The sequence below is a fragment of the Rosenbergiella gaditana genome, assembly GCF_018494065.1.
GTDB lineage: Bacteria > Pseudomonadota > Gammaproteobacteria > Enterobacterales > Enterobacteriaceae > Rosenbergiella > Rosenbergiella gaditana.
On sequence record NZ_JABBFR010000012.1, the window covers coordinates 84,630 to 105,479 of the forward strand.

The 20,850-nt window shown below is 46.3% G+C and carries 25 protein-coding genes, 3 tRNA genes and 1 pseudogene; 9 read left to right on the forward strand and 20 right to left on the reverse strand.

Annotated features, from left to right (window positions below):
* Positions 1-15: 15 nt before the first annotated feature.
* Together ppnP and aroL are read right to left on the reverse strand one after the other, a co-directional pair.
* Positions 16-300: a pyrimidine/purine nucleoside phosphorylase gene (ppnP, locus tag HH682_RS10155; protein WP_214237449.1), complete on the reverse strand. Its 285-nt coding sequence runs from the start codon at positions 298-300 to the stop codon at positions 16-18.
* Between the two features lie 60 nt (positions 301-360).
* A complete protein-coding gene (gene aroL / locus HH682_RS10160; RefSeq protein WP_214237450.1) occupies positions 361-888 on the reverse strand; it encodes a shikimate kinase AroL in 528 nt (175 codons plus the stop codon).
* 237 nt (positions 889-1,125) lie between these two features.
* Between aroL and HH682_RS10165 the strand changes: the two genes are divergently transcribed.
* Positions 1,126-1,803: a DUF2076 domain-containing protein gene (locus tag HH682_RS10165; protein ID WP_214237451.1), complete on the forward strand. Its 678-nt coding sequence runs from the start codon at positions 1,126-1,128 to the stop codon at positions 1,801-1,803.
* Positions 1,804-1,818: 15 nt separating this feature from the next.
* Here HH682_RS10165 and HH682_RS10170 read toward each other — a convergent pair whose 3' ends face one another.
* Positions 1,819-2,259, reverse strand: a complete 441-nt coding sequence (locus HH682_RS10170) for a YaiI/YqxD family protein (RefSeq protein ID WP_214237452.1) — start codon at positions 2,257-2,259, stop codon at positions 1,819-1,821.
* Positions 2,260-2,349: 90 nt separating this feature from the next.
* Between HH682_RS10170 and proC the strand changes: the two genes are divergently transcribed.
* Positions 2,350-3,162, forward strand: a complete 813-nt coding sequence (proC, locus tag HH682_RS10175) for a pyrroline-5-carboxylate reductase (RefSeq protein WP_214237453.1) — start codon at positions 2,350-2,352, stop codon at positions 3,160-3,162.
* A 116-nt stretch (positions 3,163-3,278) separates the two neighbouring features.
* On the opposite strand, the gene HH682_RS10180 is transcribed toward proC, so the two are convergent.
* The 3 genes from HH682_RS10180 to HH682_RS10190 all read right to left on the reverse strand — a co-directional run bounded on the left by HH682_RS10180 (position 3,279) and on the right by HH682_RS10190 (position 4,502).
* A complete protein-coding gene (locus tag HH682_RS10180) occupies positions 3,279-3,581 on the reverse strand; it encodes a PsiF family protein (protein ID WP_214237454.1) in 303 nt (100 codons plus the stop codon).
* 370 nt (positions 3,582-3,951) lie between these two features.
* On the reverse strand, positions 3,952-4,242 hold the full coding sequence (locus tag HH682_RS10185) for an I78 family peptidase inhibitor (RefSeq protein WP_214237455.1): 291 nt from the start codon (positions 4,240-4,242) through the stop codon (positions 3,952-3,954).
* 71 nt (positions 4,243-4,313) lie between these two features.
* Complete coding sequence (locus HH682_RS10190; protein WP_214237476.1) at positions 4,314-4,502, reverse strand: hypothetical protein; 189 nt, start codon at positions 4,500-4,502, stop codon at positions 4,314-4,316.
* Between the two features lie 149 nt (positions 4,503-4,651).
* On the opposite strand from HH682_RS10190, the gene HH682_RS10195 reads away from it, so the two are divergent.
* A complete protein-coding gene (locus tag HH682_RS10195) occupies positions 4,652-4,834 on the forward strand; it encodes a hypothetical protein (RefSeq protein ID WP_214237456.1) in 183 nt (60 codons plus the stop codon).
* Between the two features lie 2 nt (positions 4,835-4,836).
* Positions 4,837-5,139, forward strand: coding sequence for a hypothetical protein (locus tag HH682_RS10200; protein WP_214237457.1), 303 nt, complete (start codon positions 4,837-4,839; stop codon positions 5,137-5,139).
* 27 nt (positions 5,140-5,166) lie between these two features.
* On the opposite strand, the gene HH682_RS10205 is transcribed toward HH682_RS10200, so the two are convergent.
* The 3 genes from HH682_RS10205 to HH682_RS10215 all read right to left on the reverse strand — a co-directional run bounded on the left by HH682_RS10205 (position 5,167) and on the right by HH682_RS10215 (position 8,103).
* Positions 5,167-5,598, reverse strand: a complete 432-nt coding sequence (locus tag HH682_RS10205) for an OsmC family protein (RefSeq protein ID WP_214237458.1) — start codon at positions 5,596-5,598, stop codon at positions 5,167-5,169.
* A 64-nt stretch (positions 5,599-5,662) separates the two neighbouring features.
* Positions 5,663-6,685 (reverse strand): alcohol dehydrogenase AdhP, encoded by a 1,023-nt coding sequence (adhP, locus tag HH682_RS10210; RefSeq protein WP_214237459.1) that lies wholly within the window; start codon positions 6,683-6,685, stop codon positions 5,663-5,665.
* Positions 6,686-6,819: 134 nt separating this feature from the next.
* Positions 6,820-8,103 carry a cystathionine gamma-synthase family protein gene (locus tag HH682_RS10215; protein ID WP_214237460.1) on the reverse strand — a complete coding sequence of 428 codons (1,284 nt, stop codon included), beginning with the start codon at positions 8,101-8,103 and terminating at the stop codon, positions 6,820-6,822.
* A 316-nt stretch (positions 8,104-8,419) separates the two neighbouring features.
* On the opposite strand from HH682_RS10215, the gene HH682_RS10220 reads away from it, so the two are divergent.
* Together HH682_RS10220 and HH682_RS10225 are read left to right on the forward strand one after the other, a co-directional pair.
* Positions 8,420-9,235 carry an RNase A-like domain-containing protein gene (locus HH682_RS10220; protein WP_214237461.1) on the forward strand — a complete coding sequence of 272 codons (816 nt, stop codon included), beginning with the start codon at positions 8,420-8,422 and terminating at the stop codon, positions 9,233-9,235.
* A gap of 8 nt (positions 9,236-9,243) precedes the next feature.
* On the forward strand, positions 9,244-9,582 hold the full coding sequence (locus HH682_RS10225) for a contact-dependent growth inhibition system immunity protein (protein ID WP_214237462.1): 339 nt from the start codon (positions 9,244-9,246) through the stop codon (positions 9,580-9,582).
* A gap of 15 nt (positions 9,583-9,597) precedes the next feature.
* On the opposite strand, the pseudogene HH682_RS15830 reads toward HH682_RS10225, so the two are convergent.
* From HH682_RS15830 to ffh, 6 genes and pseudogenes are all read right to left on the reverse strand, one after another.
* Positions 9,598-9,930: pseudogene (locus HH682_RS15830) on the reverse strand (hypothetical protein); the annotation flags it as partial.
* Between the two features lie 134 nt (positions 9,931-10,064).
* Entirely contained in the window at positions 10,065-10,412 is a 348-nt protein-coding gene (rplS, locus tag HH682_RS10240) for a 50S ribosomal protein L19 (protein WP_048912526.1), read from the reverse strand.
* A 41-nt stretch (positions 10,413-10,453) separates the two neighbouring features.
* A complete protein-coding gene (gene trmD, locus HH682_RS10245) occupies positions 10,454-11,215 on the reverse strand; it encodes a tRNA (guanosine(37)-N1)-methyltransferase TrmD (protein WP_214237464.1) in 762 nt (253 codons plus the stop codon).
* Positions 11,216-11,248: 33 nt separating this feature from the next.
* Positions 11,249-11,797: a ribosome maturation factor RimM gene (rimM, locus tag HH682_RS10250; protein WP_214237465.1), complete on the reverse strand. Its 549-nt coding sequence runs from the start codon at positions 11,795-11,797 to the stop codon at positions 11,249-11,251.
* Between the two features lie 18 nt (positions 11,798-11,815).
* Entirely contained in the window at positions 11,816-12,064 is a 249-nt protein-coding gene (rpsP, locus tag HH682_RS10255; RefSeq protein WP_214237466.1) for a 30S ribosomal protein S16, read from the reverse strand.
* Between the two features lie 142 nt (positions 12,065-12,206).
* Positions 12,207-13,568, reverse strand: coding sequence for a signal recognition particle protein (gene ffh, locus HH682_RS10260; protein ID WP_214237467.1), 1,362 nt, complete (start codon positions 13,566-13,568; stop codon positions 12,207-12,209).
* 168 nt (positions 13,569-13,736) lie between these two features.
* Here ffh and HH682_RS10265 point away from each other — a divergent pair, with 168 nt between their 5' ends.
* The 3 genes from HH682_RS10265 (at position 13,737) to HH682_RS10275 (ending at position 17,801) form a co-directional block, all read left to right on the forward strand.
* Positions 13,737-14,528 carry a cytochrome C assembly family protein gene (locus HH682_RS10265; protein ID WP_214237468.1) on the forward strand — a complete coding sequence of 264 codons (792 nt, stop codon included), beginning with the start codon at positions 13,737-13,739 and terminating at the stop codon, positions 14,526-14,528.
* A gap of 11 nt (positions 14,529-14,539) precedes the next feature.
* Positions 14,540-15,817, forward strand: a complete 1,278-nt coding sequence (locus HH682_RS10270) for an HlyC/CorC family transporter (protein ID WP_214237469.1) — start codon at positions 14,540-14,542, stop codon at positions 15,815-15,817.
* A gap of 157 nt (positions 15,818-15,974) precedes the next feature.
* Entirely contained in the window at positions 15,975-17,801 is a 1,827-nt protein-coding gene (locus tag HH682_RS10275) for a glycoside hydrolase family 15 protein (protein ID WP_214237470.1), read from the forward strand.
* A 177-nt stretch (positions 17,802-17,978) separates the two neighbouring features.
* Here HH682_RS10275 and luxS read toward each other — a convergent pair whose 3' ends face one another.
* The 5 genes from luxS to HH682_RS10300 form a co-directional block, all read right to left on the reverse strand.
* Positions 17,979-18,494 (reverse strand): S-ribosylhomocysteine lyase, encoded by a 516-nt coding sequence (gene luxS / locus HH682_RS10280; protein ID WP_092675735.1) that lies wholly within the window; start codon positions 18,492-18,494, stop codon positions 17,979-17,981.
* Positions 18,495-18,642: 148 nt separating this feature from the next.
* Entirely contained in the window at positions 18,643-20,205 is a 1,563-nt protein-coding gene (gene gshA, locus HH682_RS10285) for a glutamate--cysteine ligase (RefSeq protein WP_338049335.1), read from the reverse strand.
* A 182-nt stretch (positions 20,206-20,387) separates the two neighbouring features.
* A tRNA-Arg gene (locus HH682_RS10290) sits at positions 20,388-20,464 on the reverse strand.
* A gap of 47 nt (positions 20,465-20,511) precedes the next feature.
* A tRNA-Arg gene (locus HH682_RS10295) sits at positions 20,512-20,588 on the reverse strand.
* A 47-nt stretch (positions 20,589-20,635) separates the two neighbouring features.
* A tRNA-Arg gene (locus HH682_RS10300) sits at positions 20,636-20,712 on the reverse strand.
* Positions 20,713-20,850: the final 138 nt, after the last annotated feature.

The following is a 20,850-nucleotide window of genomic DNA, read 5'->3' on the forward strand; positions in this document are numbered from 1 at the left end:
CGGCAGCCTTTTCGCTTAAAGATAGCGGCAAAGATAAGCAGAAGGTTCTGCGACCTGTAAGTGAAATTCACTGTGTTCCGGCACATTAAAGGCTGTACCCGCTTCAAACCACTGCCACTCAGTCTCACCTGGTAACAGCACTTTTAGTGCGCCACTGATAACCGTCATCTCTTCAGCCTTTGCCGTGCTAAAAGTATATTCGCCGCTCTCCATCACCCCAACACTGGCTTCGCCAGATTGGCTATTTTCAAATCCAATCGATCTAACTTTACCTTCAAAATACTCGTTCGCTTTAAGCATACTATTTCCTTTTTAGAAATAAGGGTGAGTGATTAATGGCCTACTGAAGATAGCGCGAAACTAAGCCGTCAACGAATCACGACTTAATGCCGTCAAAATATCTATTACAATTTTTTCCGGCGGTTGATTGGCATCGATAATATGATGTGCCGCCTGCTGATAAAGCGGAAGGCGTTGTTGGAGAACATCGTAAAGTTCTTCCGTAATCGGTCTTCCGGTTAAGGTTGGACGTTGTCCAATTTCAGGATCGGCGGTAAGCCGGTTAACTAGCACATGATGATCTACACTTAACCAGATCACTGCACCGGATTCACGCATATGTTGACGGTTATCGTCGCGAAGAATGATGCCTCCCCCCGTCGCTACGACGGTATTGTCTGAAGTGACAGTGAGCAGTGCATGATGTTCTTGTTGGCGAAAAGTGCCCCAACCGTGCTGCGCGACGTAGTCTGCTATGCTTTGTTCTAATTGTTGTTGCAGCTGCTGGTCTGTATCGCAAAAATGATAGCTGAGTTGACGAGCGAGTAATTTCCCCACAGTCGTTTTACCACAGCCTCGGGCACCGATGAGGTATACCGGAAATGACATAATCAGAACATCCTCTACCGCCACTTGGCGGACGTCTCCATAGTAAGTGATCTGTAGGCATCATAACTTTATTACCGGTTAACGGCTATCCCGCTTAGGGTAAGAAAACACATTTATTTACGGCTTCCCCCTTCCCTTTGGATTAAGTATCCCCATATCATCAGCTAAGCAGAGCGTTCCAGCCTTTTGCAGGAGTGCCAATGTATCTTGTTGCTTTTAAGAAAAGAGAGGTTTCTGATGCAAACTGAAGAACAAAAACTCATCGATGACCTGTTTGGTCGCCTGCAACAGGCAGAAACGCAATCCAGCGCGCGTGATAGCGGTGCGGAACAGCGTATTAAACAGCACTTACAGTCCCAACCGGACGCGCCTTATTATATGGCTCAAGCCATTATTATTCAGGAAGCGGCGTTAAAGAAATTGAATGACCGCGTGGCGCAACTTGAACGTCAGGCCGCCGAGCAGCCAAAACAGAGCAGTGGTGGTTTTCTTTCCGGCCTGTTTGGAGGCGGGAATAGTCGCCCGCAAAGCGCTCCCCAACAAAATAGCGGTTGGGGTGGCAACACACAAAACACTGCCCCTCAGCAAGGTTACAATAGCGCACCTCAGCAACCTGCGGCGCGCAGCACCGGCTTCTTAGGCGGGGCATTACAAACGGCCGTTGGCGTTGCAGGAGGGGTAGTCATGGCAGATATGCTGACCAGCATGTTCCACCATTCACAACCCGAAGAGATCGTGAATATTATTAACGAGCCACCGCTCGAACAACCTAACCTCGATTCAAACTTAGATACGTTCAATCAGCAAGCAGATTCCAGTGATTTCAATAATGACTGGGAGTCTCCACAGAATGACAATAGCAGTAGCTTCTTTGGTGACAGCAGCTTTGGTGATGATGACGATAGTTTCCTATAAACTCGATACTAAGGTTTATCCTGCCCGAAACCACTTATCAAGTTCGTTAGCAAAGAGCTGACGATCTTTTTGACTTAACGCTGCGGGCCCTCCAGAGGGTATCCCACTGGAACGCAGCGTTTCCATAAAGTCACGCATGACTAAACGTTGTTTAATTGTCTCACGAGAATAACGTTCTCCTCGCGGATTCAGCGCCTCTCCTCCTTTTTCCAATACTTCTGCGGCTAAAGGAATGTCACTGGTGATCACTAATTCCCCCTGACCGACACGTTTTACAATTTCGTTATCCGCCACGTCAAAACCCGCTGCCACTCGAAGCGTGCGTAAATACTCTGACGCCGGTACGCGTAAGGACTGATTAGCCACAAAGGTCACCACGGTTTTGGTTCTTTCAGCAGCACGGTAGAGCACTTCCTTAATGACTACCGGACAGGCATCGGCATCGACCCATATCATGTTTATTCTCCATCTATACTTATGGTGAAAGATAATTGTGTATAGTAATAACTTCTAGTGGATTTGTCATAGAGAAGGTTTAACAGCAATATGAAAAACTTAACGATAGGCTTTTTAGGGTGCGGCAATATGGCGAGTGCGATGATCAGTGGTTTGGTCAACAGTAAGGCCCTCCCCGCTGAAAATATTCTCGTCTTTGACCGTAAACCGAAAACAAACAGTGATCTCCACGACCAATTTGGCGTCACCGCTATGGACAGTGCAAATCAATTAGCCGAAAAAGCTGACTACTTAATTGCTGCGGTAAAGCCTAATGTGTTGTTGGATACGCTCAACAAACTTTCCAGTCATCTGCGTAACGAGACGGTGATTGTCTCCGTTGCAGCAGGCGTGACGCTGGCATCTTTAGCCTCTGCCTTACCGAAAGAGCAAAAAATCGTCCGTGTAATGCCAAATACCCCCTGTTTAGTGGGTGAAGGAATGAGCTCAGTCACTCCTAACGCTAAGGTGACCGAGCAAGAAACTGACATGGTGGTGACGATATTTAGCCAATTTGGTAAAGCTGAAGTGGTCAGTGAATCCTTAATCCATGCGGTTGTGGGTGTCAGTGGCTCTGCACCCGCCTATATTTATATATTAATTGAAGCGATGGCGGATGCGGCGGTATTGGCAGGAATGCCTCGCGCCAAAGCGTATCAATTTGCCGCGCAGGCGGTAAAAGGTTCTGCTGAAATGGTACTAGAGAGCGGTAAGCATCCTGGAGAGTTAAAAGATAATGTCTGCTCGCCAGGCGGTACCACTATTGAAGCGGTTGCGATGCTGGAAGAGACCGGCTTTCGCTCATCGATTATGCAAGCAATGCAGGCATGTATTGCAAAGTCTGATGCGCTAAGCAGCAAATAGCGATTACTCGGGGAAAGTGATATGGGCGTTTTATCCGCCTAACGTTTCGCTCTGGCCAAGATCCTGAAGATAAAAATTCACCCAATACTGAACACGCCGTATTGGGTGAATAGAGTTTAAGACTTTTTCAGACAGCCACTCATAAATGACTTACGCTCTGCACCCGCTAATTTCTTATCTTTAGCCGTAGCATTACAGGTCTTCATTTTTTGCTGTTGAGCTGTCAGGCCTGTTGTTTTACTGTCTTTTTTCAAACAATTACTCATAAAGCTCTTACGGCTATCACCTTTTAAGCTTTGCGAGCTGGCCTGCTGGTTACATACCGTCATCTTTTGCTGCTGGGCGGTTTTTTCAGCCGCTGAAGCGTAGCCAGCGACTAAAGTTGTTGCTAAGGCAAGCGTCATTAACATCTGTTTCATTCTACTTCTCCTTATGGGTCAATAATGTAATTCACAGACACTCTGTAGAATTATTTATAAGAATACACCGCTTTTATGAAGGTTCGAAGAAACTATTTGTTAATTATCGTGATTGGCTAAAACCATAGTGATGACCACCACCTGACCCTCCCCAAGGGGACATAATGCAGCCACTTAAGCTGGCGGTGAGTACCAGCACCGATACAATTTAATTAATGTTTTCATCTGCACCTCCTTATTTTTCTCAGAAATTGAACGCTATCGCGAGAATGAACCAGAAAAATCTGCAACTGATTTGGGTTAATACTTAATAACCTTATTTTACCCAAACCCAACATTTGGCTAATTATACGCTTGCACTCTTAACCGATTACCCGCAATACACTCGGGTAATTATCCCCTTCTCGTCCGCTAAGAAGTTAATCCGGCGCAGAGAAAAATCCATAGAGACAGATGCATAAGCAGGGATCGCCCGTACAGGCTCATCGAGTTGTAAGTCATCGACTGCGGTTAACGGTTTCCCGACATACTTCTGGAATTGCGAGGCACTACACATATCATCATCAGGGAGATAACGCGGACTGGCAACTTGATGAGAATGACTGCAAGCGGTAATCAACGTACAGAGTGCAAGGGAAGAAAGTAGGATGAAAGGTTTCATAAAAGCCTCATATAACCTCATCTCACTCGGGAGCCTGGTTATTTATTGTTCCCATACTCCCGAGTAAGCGGTCACTTATTACAATCCTGTTCAAAGTGTTTTTTGAACTGCTCATAAATCGATAGCATATTACTGGCGTCGCCCTGCAGAGGGCTTAACTTTCCGGCTCGTACGAGTTCGACCACTAATTGCAGAGCGGCTTGTTTAGGATGTTTGTCCGGGTGAGCGATATTTTCATTATCAAGTGGACGTGAAGGCATTTCCGACATAGTAAACCTTATTTTCTTAAACGTAATGGCAAGGATAGTGTAACTCAGTTGACGCTTTTCTGGCAGAATAGTGGCATTGAAAATCAGATTATCTCATTTAATCACAATGAGCCTTCCCTAAACCCACACAGGAGTCAGGTATGCTAATAGGATTTGTATTACTGGTGAGTGCTTGTGGAAATGATGCTTGCGATGCCCTACCAGTGACAGAGACTATTTATCCCACTCTGGCAATGTGTCAACAAATGGAAGCGCGTGTCCACAAGGTTAGACCCCATGTTGTATTGCTCTGTGGTGAGGTACATCGGGATCACCCCGATTGATAATGCTCGACGATTCGTCCCAACCCTCGGAAATTAATAACGTGAAAGCTACGATTCGCCGTCCACGCAGGCCTACTGGTCACTGGGTCTACTATTCGCTCGAAGAGGGGTTATTATGGCCCTGCCCAGTCCATTGGGAATGGGAGAGTAGCTATGGCGGTTGGCTTCCATTTTATTGCTCACCGACATTGGATTATATTGCTGCGGATCCCACCAAGGTAGTGAAAAGACCTAAGACGGCTGTATCGACAATAGCGACCGTGGCCCGTTTGCGAGAGCAAAAATTACAAGGTAGGGAAGAGTAAAGTGGCGCCTGAACGCCACTAAAAAGATTACGCGTTGAGCGTGTAGTCGAGAGTGATTTCCGTGTCGAACAGTTGTGACACTGGGCAACCCTCTTTAGCCTGATTAATAATTTTATCGAACTCTTTCTCATCAATACCCGGCAGATCGACTTTGCTGTTCAGTGCGACTTTGGTGATTTTAAAGCCTTCACCAGCTTTATCTAGAGACACAGTCGCGGTGGTATCAATACTTGTTGGGGTATGCCCTGCATTCCCAAGCATTAGCGATAGCGCCATGGAGAAGCACGCAGCATGTGCACCGCCCAGTAATTCTTCCGGGTTTGTGCCAGTTTTGCCTTCAAAGCGGGTATTAAACCCATAAGGCTGAGCACTTAATGCACCACTTTCGGTACTTACGGTGCCCTTACCTTCTTTGATTGGACCTTCCCAATGTGCTGAACCACTTTTCAGAATCGTCATAACCACTCCTATACAAGGTATGTTTCTCTCAGTATAGAAGTGATTACCAATTCTTCAACCTCGCCTATGACCTTGCACTATTTTTAAAGTCAATCACCACTCGGCCTGCAATTTTTCCTGCTTGCATCTCGTCAAAAATGGTATTGATTGCTTCGATGGGACGCAGTGCGACTTTAGGGGCGACTTTTCCTTCTGCAGCGAACTGAAACGCTTCCGCCAAATCAGTACGTGTTCCCACTAGGGAGCCGACCACTTGAATACCATCAAGGACTAAACGGGGGATATCCAATGCCATAGATTCTGGCGGTAAACCTATTGCGACCACTTTAGCCCCCGCCCTGACACTGAATACCGCCGATTGAAACGCCGATTTTGCCACCGCCGTCACCAGCGCTGCATGGGCCCCGCCACATTTTTCTTGAATGATCGCTTGCGCATCCTGATCACGAGAGTTAATCACTAAATCTGCGCCTAGGGAGGAGGCTAAGGACAATTGCTGCTCATTAATATCGACAGCAATAACTTTGGCATTGAAGACATTTTTCGCGTATTGCAAGGCAAGATTGCCTAAGCCCCCTAAGCCGTAAATTGCTACCCACTCTCCCGGACGGATTTCACTGACTTTAAGCCCTTTATAAGTGGTGACACCTGCACAGGAGATACTGCTCGCGGCAGCAGAGGCTAAACCGTCAGGGACCTTTACCGCATAATCGGCTTGAACGATACATTGCTCAGCCATCCCGCCGTCAACACTGTATCCGGCATTTTTTACCGAGCGACAAAGCGTTTCTCTTCCAGTATTGCAATATTCACAATGTCCACAACCTTGATAAAACCATGCAACGCTGACCCTATCACCGAGGTTTAAGGCGGTGACCCCAGGCCCGAGCTCGCTAACAATACCGATACCTTCGTGACCGAGGACCACCCCCGTTTTATCCCCAAAATCGCCATTCTTTACATGTAAATCGGTATGACAAACGCCACAACACTCCATAGTGAGTAACGCTTCGCCATACTCTAGGGATCTTAGTTGTTTATCTTCAACACTTACTCGATGATCATGAGTGACTATAGCGGCTTTCATCTCGTACCTCTCAGTGAAGGTTATTAACAATTCACCCTCCACTCTACGCCGTTGATCATAGAGTAAATTGATTAAGATCAAATATTACCAAGCGGATACTCAATAATATCTACTCTCTTACCTGTCGATACGCTTCATAATGTATCCAGAGCTTGACCTATATCGGCGATCAGATCGTCGGCATATTCAATACCTATCGAGATACGAATCGTGGTCTCAAAGATGGAAAATTTCTCACGCACTTCCCTTGCTACGCCAGAGTGAGTCGTCGAGGCTGGATGGCTAATCAATGACTCCGTACCTCCCAAACTCACCGCTAATTTAAATATTTTTAATGCATTGAGAAAACGGAAAGCGTCTGCCTCATTACTCCCGACTTCAAATGAAAAGGTGGAGCCACCGCCGGTACACTGTTTATGGTAAAGCGCACTCATTCGGCTATCTGCATTAAAAAGAGGCGGATAAGTAACGGCTGAGATTTTCGGGTGTTGGCTAAGATATTGCGCGACCTGCTGCGCATTGGCCGCAGCTTTTTCCATTCTAAGTTGTAACGTTTCTAATGAGCGACCCAACATCCAGCTAGTATGAGGGTCTAACTGGGTGCCAATTGCACTGCGCATTTGCTTAATCTGTGCAATCCTCTTTTGACTTCCCATTGCAGCGCCTGCGACCAGATCTGAGTGGCCCCCTACATACTTAGTTAACGAATAGACACTAATATCGGCACCCAGCGCCAAAGGCTTCTGGAAAATGGGCCCTAATAGGGTGTTATCACAAACCACCACCGGTCTGACACCCTGTTGGTGCTCAAGCTCATCCGCTAACTGTGCAAGCAGGCTGATGTCGGCCATGGAATTAGTCGGGTTGGCGGGGGTTTCGACAAAAATTGCGGTGATAGGCCCTTGCTTACTAGCTTGGATAGCATCCTGTCGCAATGCAGAGGCATCACTTGCATCCTGTAGCGGGAAAGTATTAATGCCAAAACGAGAGAGTGTCTTGTTAAAGAGAGTTTCCGTTCCACCGTATAACGGTTGGGATTTTAATATTGTATCGCCTGGCTGACAGAGAGCCATCAAGACAGTAGTTATCGCAGACATCCCCGAGGAGAACAGCACACATCGCTCAGCCCCTTCATAAAGGGCTAAACGGTCCTCAACAATTTCACTATTAGGGTGATTAAAGCGTGAATAGACTAAGCCCTCTTTTTGTCCTTCTGGTGCCGGAGTTCGGCCACTGGTGACGTTGAAGAATTCTTTACCCTCTTCTGCCGTACGAAAAATAAATGTTGAGGTTAAAAATATGGGCGGTTTAACCGCCCCCTCCGACAACATGGGATCATAGCCATAACTGGTCATCAGCGTTTGCGGATGCAGAACGTGCTCGCCCTGTGCCGTGTTGAGTGTTTTACGATCGCTCATGGTATCTCCTTGTCGTGGTGAAGCTAAATAGGGGTGTTAACCGAAGGAAGGAGTGTAGCGAAAGTTTTCAGTTTTGCTTAATCGTATTTAATTCGAAGATTATACTAATAAATAATAATAACTCAGAGAATGGTTTGGTAGTAATGCTTATATCCAGAAAAAAAGGGCTGGCCATTGGCCAACCCCTTGTTCGTTATTAACTTTTCGATGTCGCGTTAGCGAGACCTTAGTTCATATTGGTTATTGAGTGACTGCCTGCAGACTGATACCCTCACCGCGGTTCTAAACTCATGTTCACTGTTAAAAGGATTTAAAAATGAACGAGAATGAAGGGTTAACATTTGCTTTATCACCCGTACAAATGGCCGCAATCGTTCGGCGCAAGAACGTTAGCAAAGGTGAAATATTAAGTAATCGGCTTTGGGGTGGCCTTGGTGTAGTTGGCAGCGTTGCTGAAATATTTGGCGCTGGCGTTTTATGTATTGTGCCAGAACCGACCATGATCACTAAAGCTGGCTGCGTTGTAGTGGGTGCCCATAGTCTAGATACGCTCAATGCTTCTTTAAAACAAGTCTGGACCGGGTGTAAAAGGGAAACTGCCACAGCGCAATTAGCTGAAATAGCGGCGGGTGAGTTAGGTGCGGATTCTGCAACGGCTTACAAAATCGGAGTAACCGTTGATCTTGCTGTACCCTTTATTTTTGCCTCAGCCGCGGGGGCTGCAAGACTTGCCTCAGTGTATTCAGGTCGTATCAGTCTGATGGAACATGAGGGAGGGGCGCTGGGTCATACGATTGCGCGTCATGTTGGAAAAACGCCAGAACAGCTTATCGCCCGTTTATCTGAGCCTCGCGCGCCCCGTGCAGTAAGCAGTTTTAAAAATCTCAAGCAGGCTGAGCGGGTCATATCTGATGTTTTGTCGCTTAAAAGCAGGCAGATTGAATATGCTTTAAAGTATTCAAATGCGCGTACGACGCTTGTTTATGAACACAAATTTAATTTTTCAATTGGTATTTATATTGAAAGAGGCGCGAGTGAGGTTAAGAAAGCCTACGGTGTTCGAATAGTCATCAGGCCAACTACATACAATGGCAAGCAATATTACCTAGTTACTGCGTTTCCTACGCTATAAGGAATTTCATGGATACTGATATGACTAAGTCCTGTGAAATGGACAATCTCGTTGGGGCATATTTCGGTCAGGATTGCGATATATTCGATCCAGATTGTGATTTTGACAATCTGTTGAATGAATATCTGAATACTTCGCCTCCTTTCAACCTGAGAATGCTACTGGCTAATATTTATGAGTTTGAGCAGGAGCCTGAAGGTTTACATATCTTTGACAAACGATATAACTTTGATTTTGCGCCTGACCGATGGGAGATGACTTCCGCCCAGTGGCTTCATGCCGTTAAAGAAAGGGTAATCGGACATCTTTATGCTCATGGGCATTCATCAGAATTGTCGAAATTCTGAGCTAACCCATGAAGGCTAGCAAAGTGCATATCTACGCGGCATGAATTCGCATGACCCCAAAATAATCGTTGATGCTGAAGCGCGCCAGTTCTGGTACGCTTTTCGTATGTCATGCCGGTACGTGAGTTCATTACGCACAAAAACCTTGCTAACCTTTTCCACGTCACCGAACCCGCCCGTGTTGCTGGGGATAACCCTCATCAGCTAAGGCGGCATAAGATTTACGACCAGCATGTTGTCGCAGCTCACGTTTTTAATGTTCAGGAATTCATCCTTTGCCGCCACCTCTGAAAGCGGGATGACCTGGATTCCATCCTTTTTCCCGTTCGGGCTGTAGGTAGCAGCATTCACCAAGATGATACCCACGACTGACCACAAAAAATCTGCGTAGCCAATCCGTGGACCAGCCAATAAAAAAAGGGGCTGGCCATTGGCCAACCCCTTGTTCATTATTAACTTTTCGATGTCGCGTTAGCGAGACCTTAGTTAAGACGCTCTTTGATACGAGCTGACTTACCAGTACGCTCACGCAGGTAGTACAGTTTAGCTTGACGTACAGCACCACGACGTTTGACAGTAATGCTGTCAATAACAGGTGAGTGAGTTTGGAAAACACGCTCAACACCTTCGCCGTTTGAAATCTTACGAACAGTGAATGCAGAGTGCAGACCGCGGTTACGGATAGCGATAACCACGCCCTCGAATGCCTGCAGACGTTTTTTAGAACCTTCAACGACCCATACTTTCACTTCCACGTTGTCACCTGGACGGAAGGAAGGTACGTCCTGTTTCATCTGCTCTTGTTCAATTTGTTTAATAATGTTGCTCATAATTGTATCTCTTTTCCTGGGTAAACTGATATTAAGGGAAGTCAGACTTCCTCATCATCATGTTGTTGTTGATATTCCTCACGGAACGTTTTCAACAATTTTACTTGCTCTTCAGTCAGAGCCAGGTTTTCCAGAAGTTCAGGTCTTCTTAACCAAGTACGTCCTAGCGACTGCTTCATGCGCCAGCGCTTTATCTCAGCGTGATTTCCCGACAGCAGCACTGCTGGGACCTCTTCGCCTTCTAACACCTCAGGCCGGGTATAATGTGGGCAGTCGAGTAAACCTTCAGAAAACGAATCTTCCTCTGCCGACGCTTGTTTTCCCAATACCCCAGGGATAAACCTGGAGACTGAGTCAATCATCGTCATGGCCGGTAACTCTCCACCACTCAACACGTAATCGCCAATTGACCATTCTTCATCAATTTCGGCATTGATTACACGTTCATCAATCCCTTCATAACGGCCACAGACAAAAATTAATTTGTGCTGTGTCGCTAATTCACAAACCCCTTGTTGATCGAGTTTGCGACCTTGAGGCGAAAGATAAATCACTTTCGCATTATCACCCGCTGCGGCTCTTGCTGCATGAATGGCATCCCGTAAGGGTTGTACCATCATTAACATTCCAGGCCCCCCACCATAAGGACGATCGTCCACGGTGCGGTGCTTGTCATGCGTGAAATCACGAGGACTCCAGCATTGAATGTCTAGCAGGCCATTTTTGACTGCTCGGCCAGTTACCCCGTACTCGGTAATTGCACGAAACATTTCAGGAAACAGGGTGATAACACCAATCCACATATTTCGTCGCTCAGTTACCGTGATATCCGGAGATCAAAAACCAGGATCCCAATCGACTTCAATAGTTGAAGTCTTGAGATCGACTTTTCTGATAACCTGTTCATCAAGAAACGGAATTAACCGCTCCTTCGCACCAAAAGCATCTTTCAGGTTTGCCTTAACGACTAATACATCGTTCGAGCCGGTTTCCATCAAATCAATGACTTTCCCCATCTCGTAGCCTTGGAGGTTAACTACCTTACAACCCATTAGGTCTTTCCAGTAGTAATCACCATTATCCAACGCAGGCAAGTCAGCAGCGTTAACCGATATCTCGGCATTCGTCAATTGAGCTGCTGTATCACGATCATCAATACCTTTGACCTTGATGATCAGATCCTGATTGTGATGACGCCAACTCTCCAGTTCAATCAACTGCCATTTACCGGCGTGTTGAATAAACCAAGGTTGATAGTCAAAAATACTTTCAGCATTTTCGGTGGAGGAAAACACTTTGAGCCAACCGCGAATCCCGTAGGGCGCACCCAACTTACCCAAAATGAGTGGGTTAGCCGGAGGCTGTGCGGAGTTAGTTTTGGTCATGCTCACCACCGTGACAGATTAAGCTACTTTTTTTGCTTCTTTGATCAGTGCATTCACACGATCAGACAGAGTTGCACCCTGACCAACCCAGTGTTCAATGCGATCTAAATCAAGACGCAGACCTTCAGCCTGGCCAGAAGCAACCGGGTTGAAGAAACCAACACGCTCGATAAAACGACCGTTACGTGCATTGCGGCTATCAGTGACAACCACTTGGTAGAACGGACGCTTTTTTGCGCCGTGACGTGCTAAACGAATTGTTACCATAACATCCTCTTGAGTTAATAAAACAACTGGGCCCCATCGAGGAACGGGGCCCAGGTGCAATATAAAAGCCCGAAAATTTTACTTATTTTGGCGCAAAAAGCAACCGATAATGTAAAAACGCTCGAGTCTTTTCGTTTTAGGCTTAACGCCCAGGGAATCCAGGCGGCATCATGCCTTTCATGCCACGCATCATCTTGGCCATACCACCCTTCTTCATTTTCTTCATCATCCGCTGCATATCATCGAATTGCTTAAGCAGGCGGTTAACATCTTGTACTTGTAATCCACAGCCTGTGGCGATACGGCGTTTACGTGATCCTTTGATAATCTCAGGCTTGGCACGTTCCTGACGCGTCATGGAATTGATAATGGCTTCCATACGCACCAGAACTTTATCGTCCATTTGCGATTTCATGTTGTCGGGCAGTTGTCCCATACCTGGCAGTTTCCCCATTAAACTGGTGAGTCCGCCCATGTTTCGCATTTGCTTCAGTTGTTGCAGGAAGTCGTCTAAGTCGAAGCCATCACCGCTTTTTAGCTTTTTCGCGAGCTTCTCAGCTTCTTTATGGTCGACTTTACTCTCAATATCTTCGATAAGAGAGAGCATATCGCCCATCCCTAAAATCCGCGAAGCAATCCGATCGGGATAGAAAGGATCTAAGGCTTCCGTCTTTTCACCCACACCCATAAATTTAATGGGTTTACCCGTGATATGACGAATAGAAAGTGCCGCACCACCCCGCGCATCACCATCAACTTTGGTCAAGACCACACCGGTGAGCGGTAACGCTTCGTTAAAGGCTTTAGCCGTATTTGCCGCATCTTGACCGGTCATGGCATCGACCACAAACAGTGTTTCGACTGGATTCAGGGCAGCGTGGACATCTTTAATTTCGTCCATCATTGCTTCGTCGACGTGTAAACGACCGGCGGTATCGACGATTAAGACATCATAAAATTTTAACTTCGCTTCTTTCAAAGCAAGGTTTACGATATCAACTGGCTTCTGACTGACATCAGACGGAAAGAAGTCGATATTCACTTGCTCGGCTAAGGTTTCAAGTTGACGAATCGCCGCGGGGCGATAGACGTCGGCCGACACCACTAACACTTTTTTCTTTTGCTTTTCGTGCAGAAATTTACCGAGTTTACCCACGCTGGTGGTTTTACCGGCACCTTGTAAGCCCGCCATTAAGATGACCGCAGGAGGCTGTGCAGCGAGGTTTAGTGCGTTATTTTCAGCGCCCATGGCGGCAACCAGTTCATCACGAACAATTTTGATGAACTCTTGGCCCGGCGTGAGGCTTTTATTGACATCATGCCCAACGGCACTCTCTTTTACCCGAGCAATAAAATCGCGTACAACGGGAAGTGCGACGTCGGCTTCAAGCAGAGCCATGCGCACTTCGCGCAGTGTTTCTTTAATATTTTCTTCGGTCAGCCTGCCGCGACCGCTGATATTGCGCAGTGTTTGCGACAATCGATCTGTTAAGTTATCAAACATTATCCACTACTCAGATATAGGCTGGCGAAGCCGCCTGTGAGACATATTGTGCCTATCATAGCATGAAGTTACAGAGATCTCTGCAATTGTACTGAGATCGTTTGGCGCGGGCAGCAGGTAACGTTATACTGGACGTTTAATGGCAATATTTAAACGAATCCATCATCTATGTCTTTGTTTGCGATAGTGGCGTTATTCGCCTACTCCCTAAGTCTTGCGTTAATCATACCGAGCCTGCTGACTCGCAGTAATGGCTGGCGGATGATGGCTATGCTTTCAGCCATTGTGGCGCTCATTTGTCATGGCGTCGCTATTGAGCAACGGATCTTTAACCTTGAAAGCAGCCAAAACTTTAGCCTGCTTAATATTGGTTCGGTGATAAGCCTGATCATTTGTGCGGTGATGACCGTAGTCGCTTCGCGTAATCGTGGCTGGCTGTTGCTACCCTTTGTATATACCTTTGCTTTAATTAATCTCGCTTTTGCAACCTTTGTTCCCAATGCGTTTTTAACGCATCTTGAAGCGACCCCAGGGATTTTAGTGCATATCGGCTTAGCGCTATTTGCCTACGCGACGCTGATTATTGCTGCGTTGTATGCCCTGCAACTGGTATGGATTGATTATCAGCTTAAAAATAAAAAACTCTCTTTTAACCATGAAATGCCACCGCTTATGGTGTTAGAGCGTAAGATGTTCCATATCACTCAAGTTGGATTTGTCTTACTCACCTTAGTCTTGGCCAGTGGTATTTTTTATTTACAGAATTTTTTTAGCGCTGAGAACATGGATAAAGCTATCCTTTCTTTCTTAGCCTGGTTTGTCTATCTCATTTTACTGTGGGGACATTACCAAAAAGGTTGGCGAGGACGCCGTGTCGTCTGGTTCAACTGTAGTGGCGCCCTTCTGCTAACGATGGCTTACTTTGGTAGCCGCGTACTTCAGCAATTACTCACTCATTAAGGATTGTTTCAGTGGACTCTGTCTCGACCACGTCGTTGATTATTATTTTAGTTGTTATGGTTTTAGTTTCTGCTTGGTTCGCCGGTTCAGAGACCGGCATGATGACACTTAACCGTTATAAGTTACGGCATCATGCAAAGCAGGGAAACCGAGCGGCTAAACGTGTGGAGAAACTCCTAAAGCGCCCTGATTTATTGATAAGCTTAGTCCTTATCGGTAATAACTTAGTTAATATTCTGGCCTCTTCGCTGGCGACCATTGTCGGCATGCGCCTTTACGGTAATACCGGTGTCGCGATTGCGACCGGGGTATTAACCTTTGTAGTCTTAATTTTTGCAGAGGTTTTACCCAAAACGATTGCCGCGCTCTACCCGGAAAAGGTTGCCTACCCAAGCAGCTTATTACTGGGTCCCATTCAAACGATCATGCTGCCTATCGTCTGGTTATTGAATACCATTACCCGCTTTTTAATGCGCTTAGTCGGTATTAAAACTGAGAATTCAATGAGTTCTGCACTCAGTAAGGAAGAGTTACGGACCATTGTTTATGAGTCGCGGAATCTGATGTCGCGCCGCAACCAAGATATGTTGCTGTCCGTACTGGATCTCGAAAAAGTCACCGTTGACGATATCATGATCCCGCGTAACGAAATCGTCGGCATTAACATCAATGACGATTGGAAAACGTTGATCCGCCAGCTTACCCACTCACCACATGGCCGTATAGTGCTTTATCGAGATACCCTTGAAGACTGTGTCGGAATGCTTCGTGTACGTGAAGCCTGGCGTATCATGAACGACAAGCGTGAATTTACTAAAGAGAATTTGCTGCGTGCAGCAGATGAAATCTATTTCATCCCTGAAGGTACAGCGCTAAACCAACAGTTAGTAAAATTTCAGCGTAATAAGAAAAAAACTGGCCTTGTGATTGATGAGTACGGCGATATTAAAGGGTTGGTGACTATCGAAGATATTTTGGAAGAAATTGTTGGTGATTTTACCACGTCGATGTCCCCTTCTTTAGCCGAAGAAGTGATGCCTCAAAATGACGGTTCGGTATTGATCGACGGCAGTGCGAATATACGAGAGATCAATAAAGCGTTTAACTGGAGCCTGCCAGAAGATGGTGCTCGAACCATCAATGGAATGCTGCTTGAGTTTCTAGAAGAAATCCCGGAAACGAATACCAAAGTAACTCTGAGTGGCTTCGCTATCGATATTCTTGATGTACAAGATAATAGGGTGAAGCAGGTACGTGTCGTGCCAAATAAACCGTTGAAACAGAGTTAATCCCCCTTCCTTAAAACGCGACATCTTGGTCGCGTTTTTTATTTATCCCGCAATATCTTCCTGTTTTCAAGACAAAATCACTTTCTGTGCCATGCTTAAATGACTCATTAACAATCAGATTTCACTTAGCTCGTTCGTGCGCCACAAGGAGAAACGCTTGAAGAATAGTCAATATCATTCACCTATTCGCCAGCAGGGAACTGTCGGTCTTGGCGACTATGCCGCCATTGGCGAAGGACGTTCCGTCGCACTCATTGCGCCTGATGGCGGCATCGACTGGTGGTGCGTACCCCATATAGACTCGCCTGCATTATTTGACCGATTACTGGATAGTGACATTGGCGGTTACTTCAGTTTGACGCCTATCGAAGAATATAGTGTTCAACGACGCTATCGCGAAAACAGTAATATCTTAGAAACTGAATATATTACCGCTTCAGGCCGCGCCTTATTAACGGAATCCATTAACAGTAATCTTGCCGGCCCCCTTCCCTGGAACGAATTAGCCAGAAGAATTGAAGGGAAAGAAGGAAAAATCGACTTTCGACTCAGCATTCGTTTTGGGACACAAGTCGAAACCCGTTCACCTTGGCTCGACACCACTGACCAAGGGAATGTCTTCCATATCGGCGACTTGATGGTCATGCTCCGCTGCAGTGATGATTTTGAGGTTGAAACGTGCGAAAGCAATGAGGTGAGAGCGCTATTAACCACTCATCCCTCTTCGTCTTCGTTGTGCGCCCTCTTGGTCTCGCGGTCAGAACCCCTAGCGGTCCCCACATTACAATCGATTGATAAACGTATCGAAACTAGCCACCTTGCTTGGCAAAGCTGGGTGGATAATTTGAGCTATCAGGGAAGCTATCCACAATATGTTACCCGTTCAGCCCTCGCCCTAAAATTTTTATGGTTTTCGCCAACCGGTGCACTGGCGGCAGCGGCCACCACCTCACTTCCAGAAGGGATTGGCGGAGAAAAAAATTATGATTATCGCTATGCATGGATCCGCGATGCCTGTCTAATTATTAAGTCTTTCGTATACTTAGGCGCGCTAGAAGATTGCCAAGCCGCTTACTCTTGGCTGTCAAAAACCATTATGCGCCATGGTGAAGAACTGCTCACCTGCTACACGCTAGAAGGCGGAGAGGTACCAGCTGAAACTTATTTAGACTTACAGGGCTATAAAAATTCGTTACCGGTCCGTAAAGGTAATAACGCACGCGACCAACGCCAACTCAGTATGTATGGTGATATGTTGGCCGTCGGGCAATTATTCGTAGAATCTGGGCATATCCTTGATTTAGAGACTTCACGGTTGTTGAGTCGCTTAGCGAATCAATGTGCTGATCGCTGGCGCTTGAAGGATTCAGGTATGTGGGAATTGCCGGATCTGCAGCACTACACCCATTCTAAGATGGCCTGCTGGTTAGCCCTTGATGCCGCGGTAGAATTAGCCGACGCTGGTCATTTAGAAGCAACATGGCGTGATCGTTGGGCGGCTGAACGTGATCACATTGCACAATGGGTTGAACACCATTGCTGGTCTGAAACACGTCAAGCTTACCGATTTTATTCTGACGATAATGATGAACTGGATGCAGCGCTAACCTTGGTGTATCGCTATGGTGCACGCATCAATAAGCCACGCATGCTTTCAACATATCATGCCATCATCGAAGAGCTGGGTCACGGTGGACCTCATCTGTATCGCTACAGCCACGTTGAAAAAGAGGAGAGTACTTTTGTTGCCTGCTCGTTTTGGATGGTCGAAGCACTGGACGCTTTAGACGACAATGCGTTGGCCCAGAAAAATATGGAAACAATTCTTAAAACATTGTGTGATAGGGGAAATGTTGAAACATTTAATGAAATGTTTGATATTCGAACCGGGGAATGGCGAGGAAATCTGCCGCAAGGATTGAGTCATTTAGCATTAATTTGTGCTGCACAAGCTCTGGGTAACCAGTCACTGTCGGGCTTATGATCAGGATGCTACCAGCCGAAGGCTGGTAGCAAGAGTCTTTAGACCGCTTTCCACTCTTGTTCAACTTCTTGCAACGTCTTAGACAAAATGACTTTGTTATTGTCAGCGCCAATGAAAAAAGCCGCGACACAGTAATACCCGGCGCGGCTTTTGAAGCGAATAACTAAATGATAAGTGTTAGATCTCTAACTCTTTAAGTGTTTCAGGAGGGAGTTCTAACTCTTGGTTATGGTTAACACGCACATCATGAGAAATGATATGACGCGCAATATCTTGCGCTTCGCTCAGGGAGTGCATCTCATAAGTGCCACACTGATATTCGTTCAATTCAGGAATTTTCTTTTGATCCTGAACCTTCAATACATCTTCCATCGCCGCTTTCCAAGCTGTGGCAACACGTTGCTCAGCTGGCGTTCCAATTAGGCTCATATAGAAACCGGTACGGCAACCCATTGGAGAAATATCGATGATTTCCACACCATCACCATTTAAATGATTACGCATAAAACCGGCAAATAGGTGTTCTAACGTGTGGATACCACGTTCAGGCATCACTTCTTTGTTAGGAATACAGAAACGGAGATCGAATACGGTGATGGTATCGCCATGTGGAGTATTCATGGTTTTCGCCACACGAACTGCTGGGGCAGCCATGCGTGTGTGGTCTACTGTAAAGCTATCCAATAATGGCATATTTCACCTCGCTAAAAAAAATTTTCGATTTGATGAACTTTATACACGCTACGACGTCTTAATCTATGAAAGACGCGCATTTGTTATCATCATCCTGACAACTAAGATGTTATTCGGCCACAATGATGTGGCCATTTTCTTTTCTTGCCTACCCGTTTCGGGAAGCTAAATATTCTTCAAACGAGAGCGTATCGCTCGCTTCAATATTCTTCTGTTCGGTAATCGATTCAATTGCTTTTTCGGTAAAAATTTCCGCAGTCAGAATTTCGAGAGGTTCTTGTATCAATGCTTGACGATAATTCTCTGCCAAGGTGATACCGCTACCAATAAAACCCTCTTGCTTAATTACACTTAAGATTTTACCCGAATACGTGCTATCAGGATCAGTAATCATGCCATGTAATGTCTGACACGTCGTCTGATAAGCGGTGTCCGCTCCCTGATCCAGGATCTTAGCGATTAAGGCTAATCCATCGAATAGTGCTGACCCTGCCTCTTGCAACGAGAAATCCTGCTGTCCACACTCCGCTTTCAATTTAAGGCCTGGTCTACGCCCTTCTAAAATAACGGTATTCCAATTGCCCTTAACAAAGCTCAGTTGCGCTTGATCCATATCAGGTGAATCAATTAATGCACACCAGATGAGAAACAGATCAAGAAAACGTACCTGCTCTTCACTGATGCCCGTGGCGGAGAATGGATTGATATCCAATGAACGCACTTCAATATATTCAATCCCCCCACGCATCAAGGCATCCGAAGGTGCTTCCCCCGGACGAATGACTCGCTTAGGACGGATTGGCGCATAGAGTTCATTCTCAATTTGCAACACGTTAGTATTGAGTTGAATACGGCGCTGATGCGCATCAAATAATCCCATTTTCTCATGAGACTCTGATGGGGTGGCTATCGCTCGTTTTAAACCAGCAACATACTCATCCAATGAATTAAATGAGATTTCCAAACCACTTTGGGATTTGTTGGTGTAACCGAGGTCACTCAGTCGTAACGACGTCGCATAAGGGAACCAACGTGCCCCTTGCCCATCGCTTTCCATCGTCTTCAATACCGGATTGTCACCCAGGAAGCTTTCGCAGACCGCCGGCGAAGCACCAAAAAGGTAAGGAATAATCCAGCCAAAGCGATAGTAGTTACGAATTAGACGTAAGTAGCCGTCAGAAGCGATCACTTGTACAGGGCGGGAATCGTTATAGGCTAATGCTCTCGCTTCCCAAAAGGCGATCGGTAAGGAAAAATTATAATGAATACCTGAAATCACCTGCATCAACGAGCCATAGCGGTGTTTTAAGCCCTGACGATAGATATGCTTCATCTGACCAAGGTTAGACGAACCATAATCGGCTAGCGCAATAGTTTCCGCATCGGCAATGGTACCAGGAATACTAAACGGCCAAAGTCTCTCTTCACCAATATTCTTTGCAACATGGCGATGCAGGTCTCGTAAAAATGTCAGTAGATGAGGGATATCACGATCAACAGGTGTGACAAACTCCATTAATGATTCGGCGAAATCAGTAATTATCCAATCGTGGGTCAGTGCTGATCCAAGCGCTGTAGGATGGCCTTGTTCCGATAATGAGCCATCAGCCCGAACACGCAGGGATTCCCGTTCGATTCCTCGTCCGATCCCAGCTAAGAGCTGTGGCTGTTGTTGTAGCCAGCGTAACGCGTTAGTAACGTCAGGTAACACTGACACCTCCCTTGGTGAAAGTCTTTTTAATTCAATCATTAGTCAGGCAATACTCTAGCCGATTGTCGGCCCGTTGTCGCGGACATGAGTAAACCTTAGATGCTATGGCGGTAAAAAGCTATCTTAGCGCAGAACAATTGAATTATTTAATAAAGATTATAGATTTAGGGAAGAAAAGCGAATGGTGCATCCGGGAGGATTCGAACCTCCGACCGCTCGGTTCGTAGCCGAGTACTCTATCCAGCTGAGCTACGGATGCAGAGTGTGGGGTAATGCGAGTTATAGCCTGGGGAACTACATGACTAATGGTGCATCCGGGAGGATTCGAACCTCCGACCGCTCGGTTCGTAGCCGAGTACTCTATCCAGCTGAGCTACGGATGCAGAGTATGGGGTAATGCGAGTTATAGCCTGGGGAACTACATGACTAATGGTGCATCCGGGAGGATTCGAACCTCCGACCGCTCGGTTCGTAGCCGAGTACTCTATCCAGCTGAGCTACGGATGCATTGCAGAATTCTTGTAACTGACAGGTAACAAACTTACCAAAGAAGTGTGTAACAACCATTATGGTGCATCCGGGAGGATTCGAACCTCCGACCGCTCGGTTCGTAGCCGAGTACTCTATCCAGCTGAGCTACGGATG

Bases quoted from the DNA above. Each gene is read 5' to 3' on its own strand.
- HH682_RS10165 (WP_214237451.1), top strand. From the start codon at position 1,126: ATGCAAACTGAAGAACAAAAACTCATCGATGACCTGTTTGGTCGCCTG.
- rpsP (WP_214237466.1), bottom strand. From the start codon at position 12,064: ATGGTAACAATTCGTTTAGCACGTCACGGCGCAAAAAAGCGTCCGTTC.
- HH682_RS10170 (WP_214237452.1), bottom strand. From the start codon at position 2,259: ATGATATGGGTCGATGCCGATGCCTGTCCGGTAGTCATTAAGGAAGTG.
- HH682_RS10215 (WP_214237460.1), bottom strand. From the start codon at position 8,103: ATGAGCGATCGTAAAACACTCAACACGGCACAGGGCGAGCACGTTCTG.
- rimM (WP_214237465.1), bottom strand. From the start codon at position 11,797: ATGACCAAAACTAACTCCGCACAGCCTCCGGCTAACCCACTCATTTTG.
- HH682_RS10265 (WP_214237468.1), top strand. From the start codon at position 13,737: ATGTCTTTGTTTGCGATAGTGGCGTTATTCGCCTACTCCCTAAGTCTT.
- HH682_RS10195 (WP_214237456.1), top strand. From the start codon at position 4,652: ATGCTAATAGGATTTGTATTACTGGTGAGTGCTTGTGGAAATGATGCT.
- ffh (WP_214237467.1), bottom strand. From the start codon at position 13,568: ATGTTTGATAACTTAACAGATCGATTGTCGCAAACACTGCGCAATATC.
- HH682_RS10220 (WP_214237461.1), top strand. From the start codon at position 8,420: ATGAACGAGAATGAAGGGTTAACATTTGCTTTATCACCCGTACAAATG.
- ppnP (WP_214237449.1), bottom strand. From the start codon at position 300: ATGCTTAAAGCGAACGAGTATTTTGAAGGTAAAGTTAGATCGATTGGA.
- HH682_RS10180 (WP_214237454.1), bottom strand. From the start codon at position 3,581: ATGAAACAGATGTTAATGACGCTTGCCTTAGCAACAACTTTAGTCGCT.
- aroL (WP_214237450.1), bottom strand. From the start codon at position 888: ATGTCATTTCCGGTATACCTCATCGGTGCCCGAGGCTGTGGTAAAACG.
- HH682_RS10205 (WP_214237458.1), bottom strand. From the start codon at position 5,598: ATGACGATTCTGAAAAGTGGTTCAGCACATTGGGAAGGTCCAATCAAA.
- proC (WP_214237453.1), top strand. From the start codon at position 2,350: ATGAAAAACTTAACGATAGGCTTTTTAGGGTGCGGCAATATGGCGAGT.
- HH682_RS10200 (WP_214237457.1), top strand. From the start codon at position 4,837: ATGCTCGACGATTCGTCCCAACCCTCGGAAATTAATAACGTGAAAGCT.
- HH682_RS10185 (WP_214237455.1), bottom strand. From the start codon at position 4,242: ATGAAACCTTTCATCCTACTTTCTTCCCTTGCACTCTGTACGTTGATT.
- HH682_RS10225 (WP_214237462.1), top strand. From the start codon at position 9,244: ATGGATACTGATATGACTAAGTCCTGTGAAATGGACAATCTCGTTGGG.
- adhP (WP_214237459.1), bottom strand. From the start codon at position 6,685: ATGAAAGCCGCTATAGTCACTCATGATCATCGAGTAAGTGTTGAAGAT.
- luxS (WP_092675735.1), bottom strand. From the start codon at position 18,494: ATGCCATTATTGGATAGCTTTACAGTAGACCACACACGCATGGCTGCC.
- HH682_RS10190 (WP_214237476.1), bottom strand. From the start codon at position 4,502: ATGCCTTCACGTCCACTTGATAATGAAAATATCGCTCACCCGGACAAA.
- rplS (WP_048912526.1), bottom strand. From the start codon at position 10,412: ATGAGCAACATTATTAAACAAATTGAACAAGAGCAGATGAAACAGGAC.
- trmD (WP_214237464.1), bottom strand. From the start codon at position 11,215: ATGTGGATTGGTGTTATCACCCTGTTTCCTGAAATGTTTCGTGCAATT.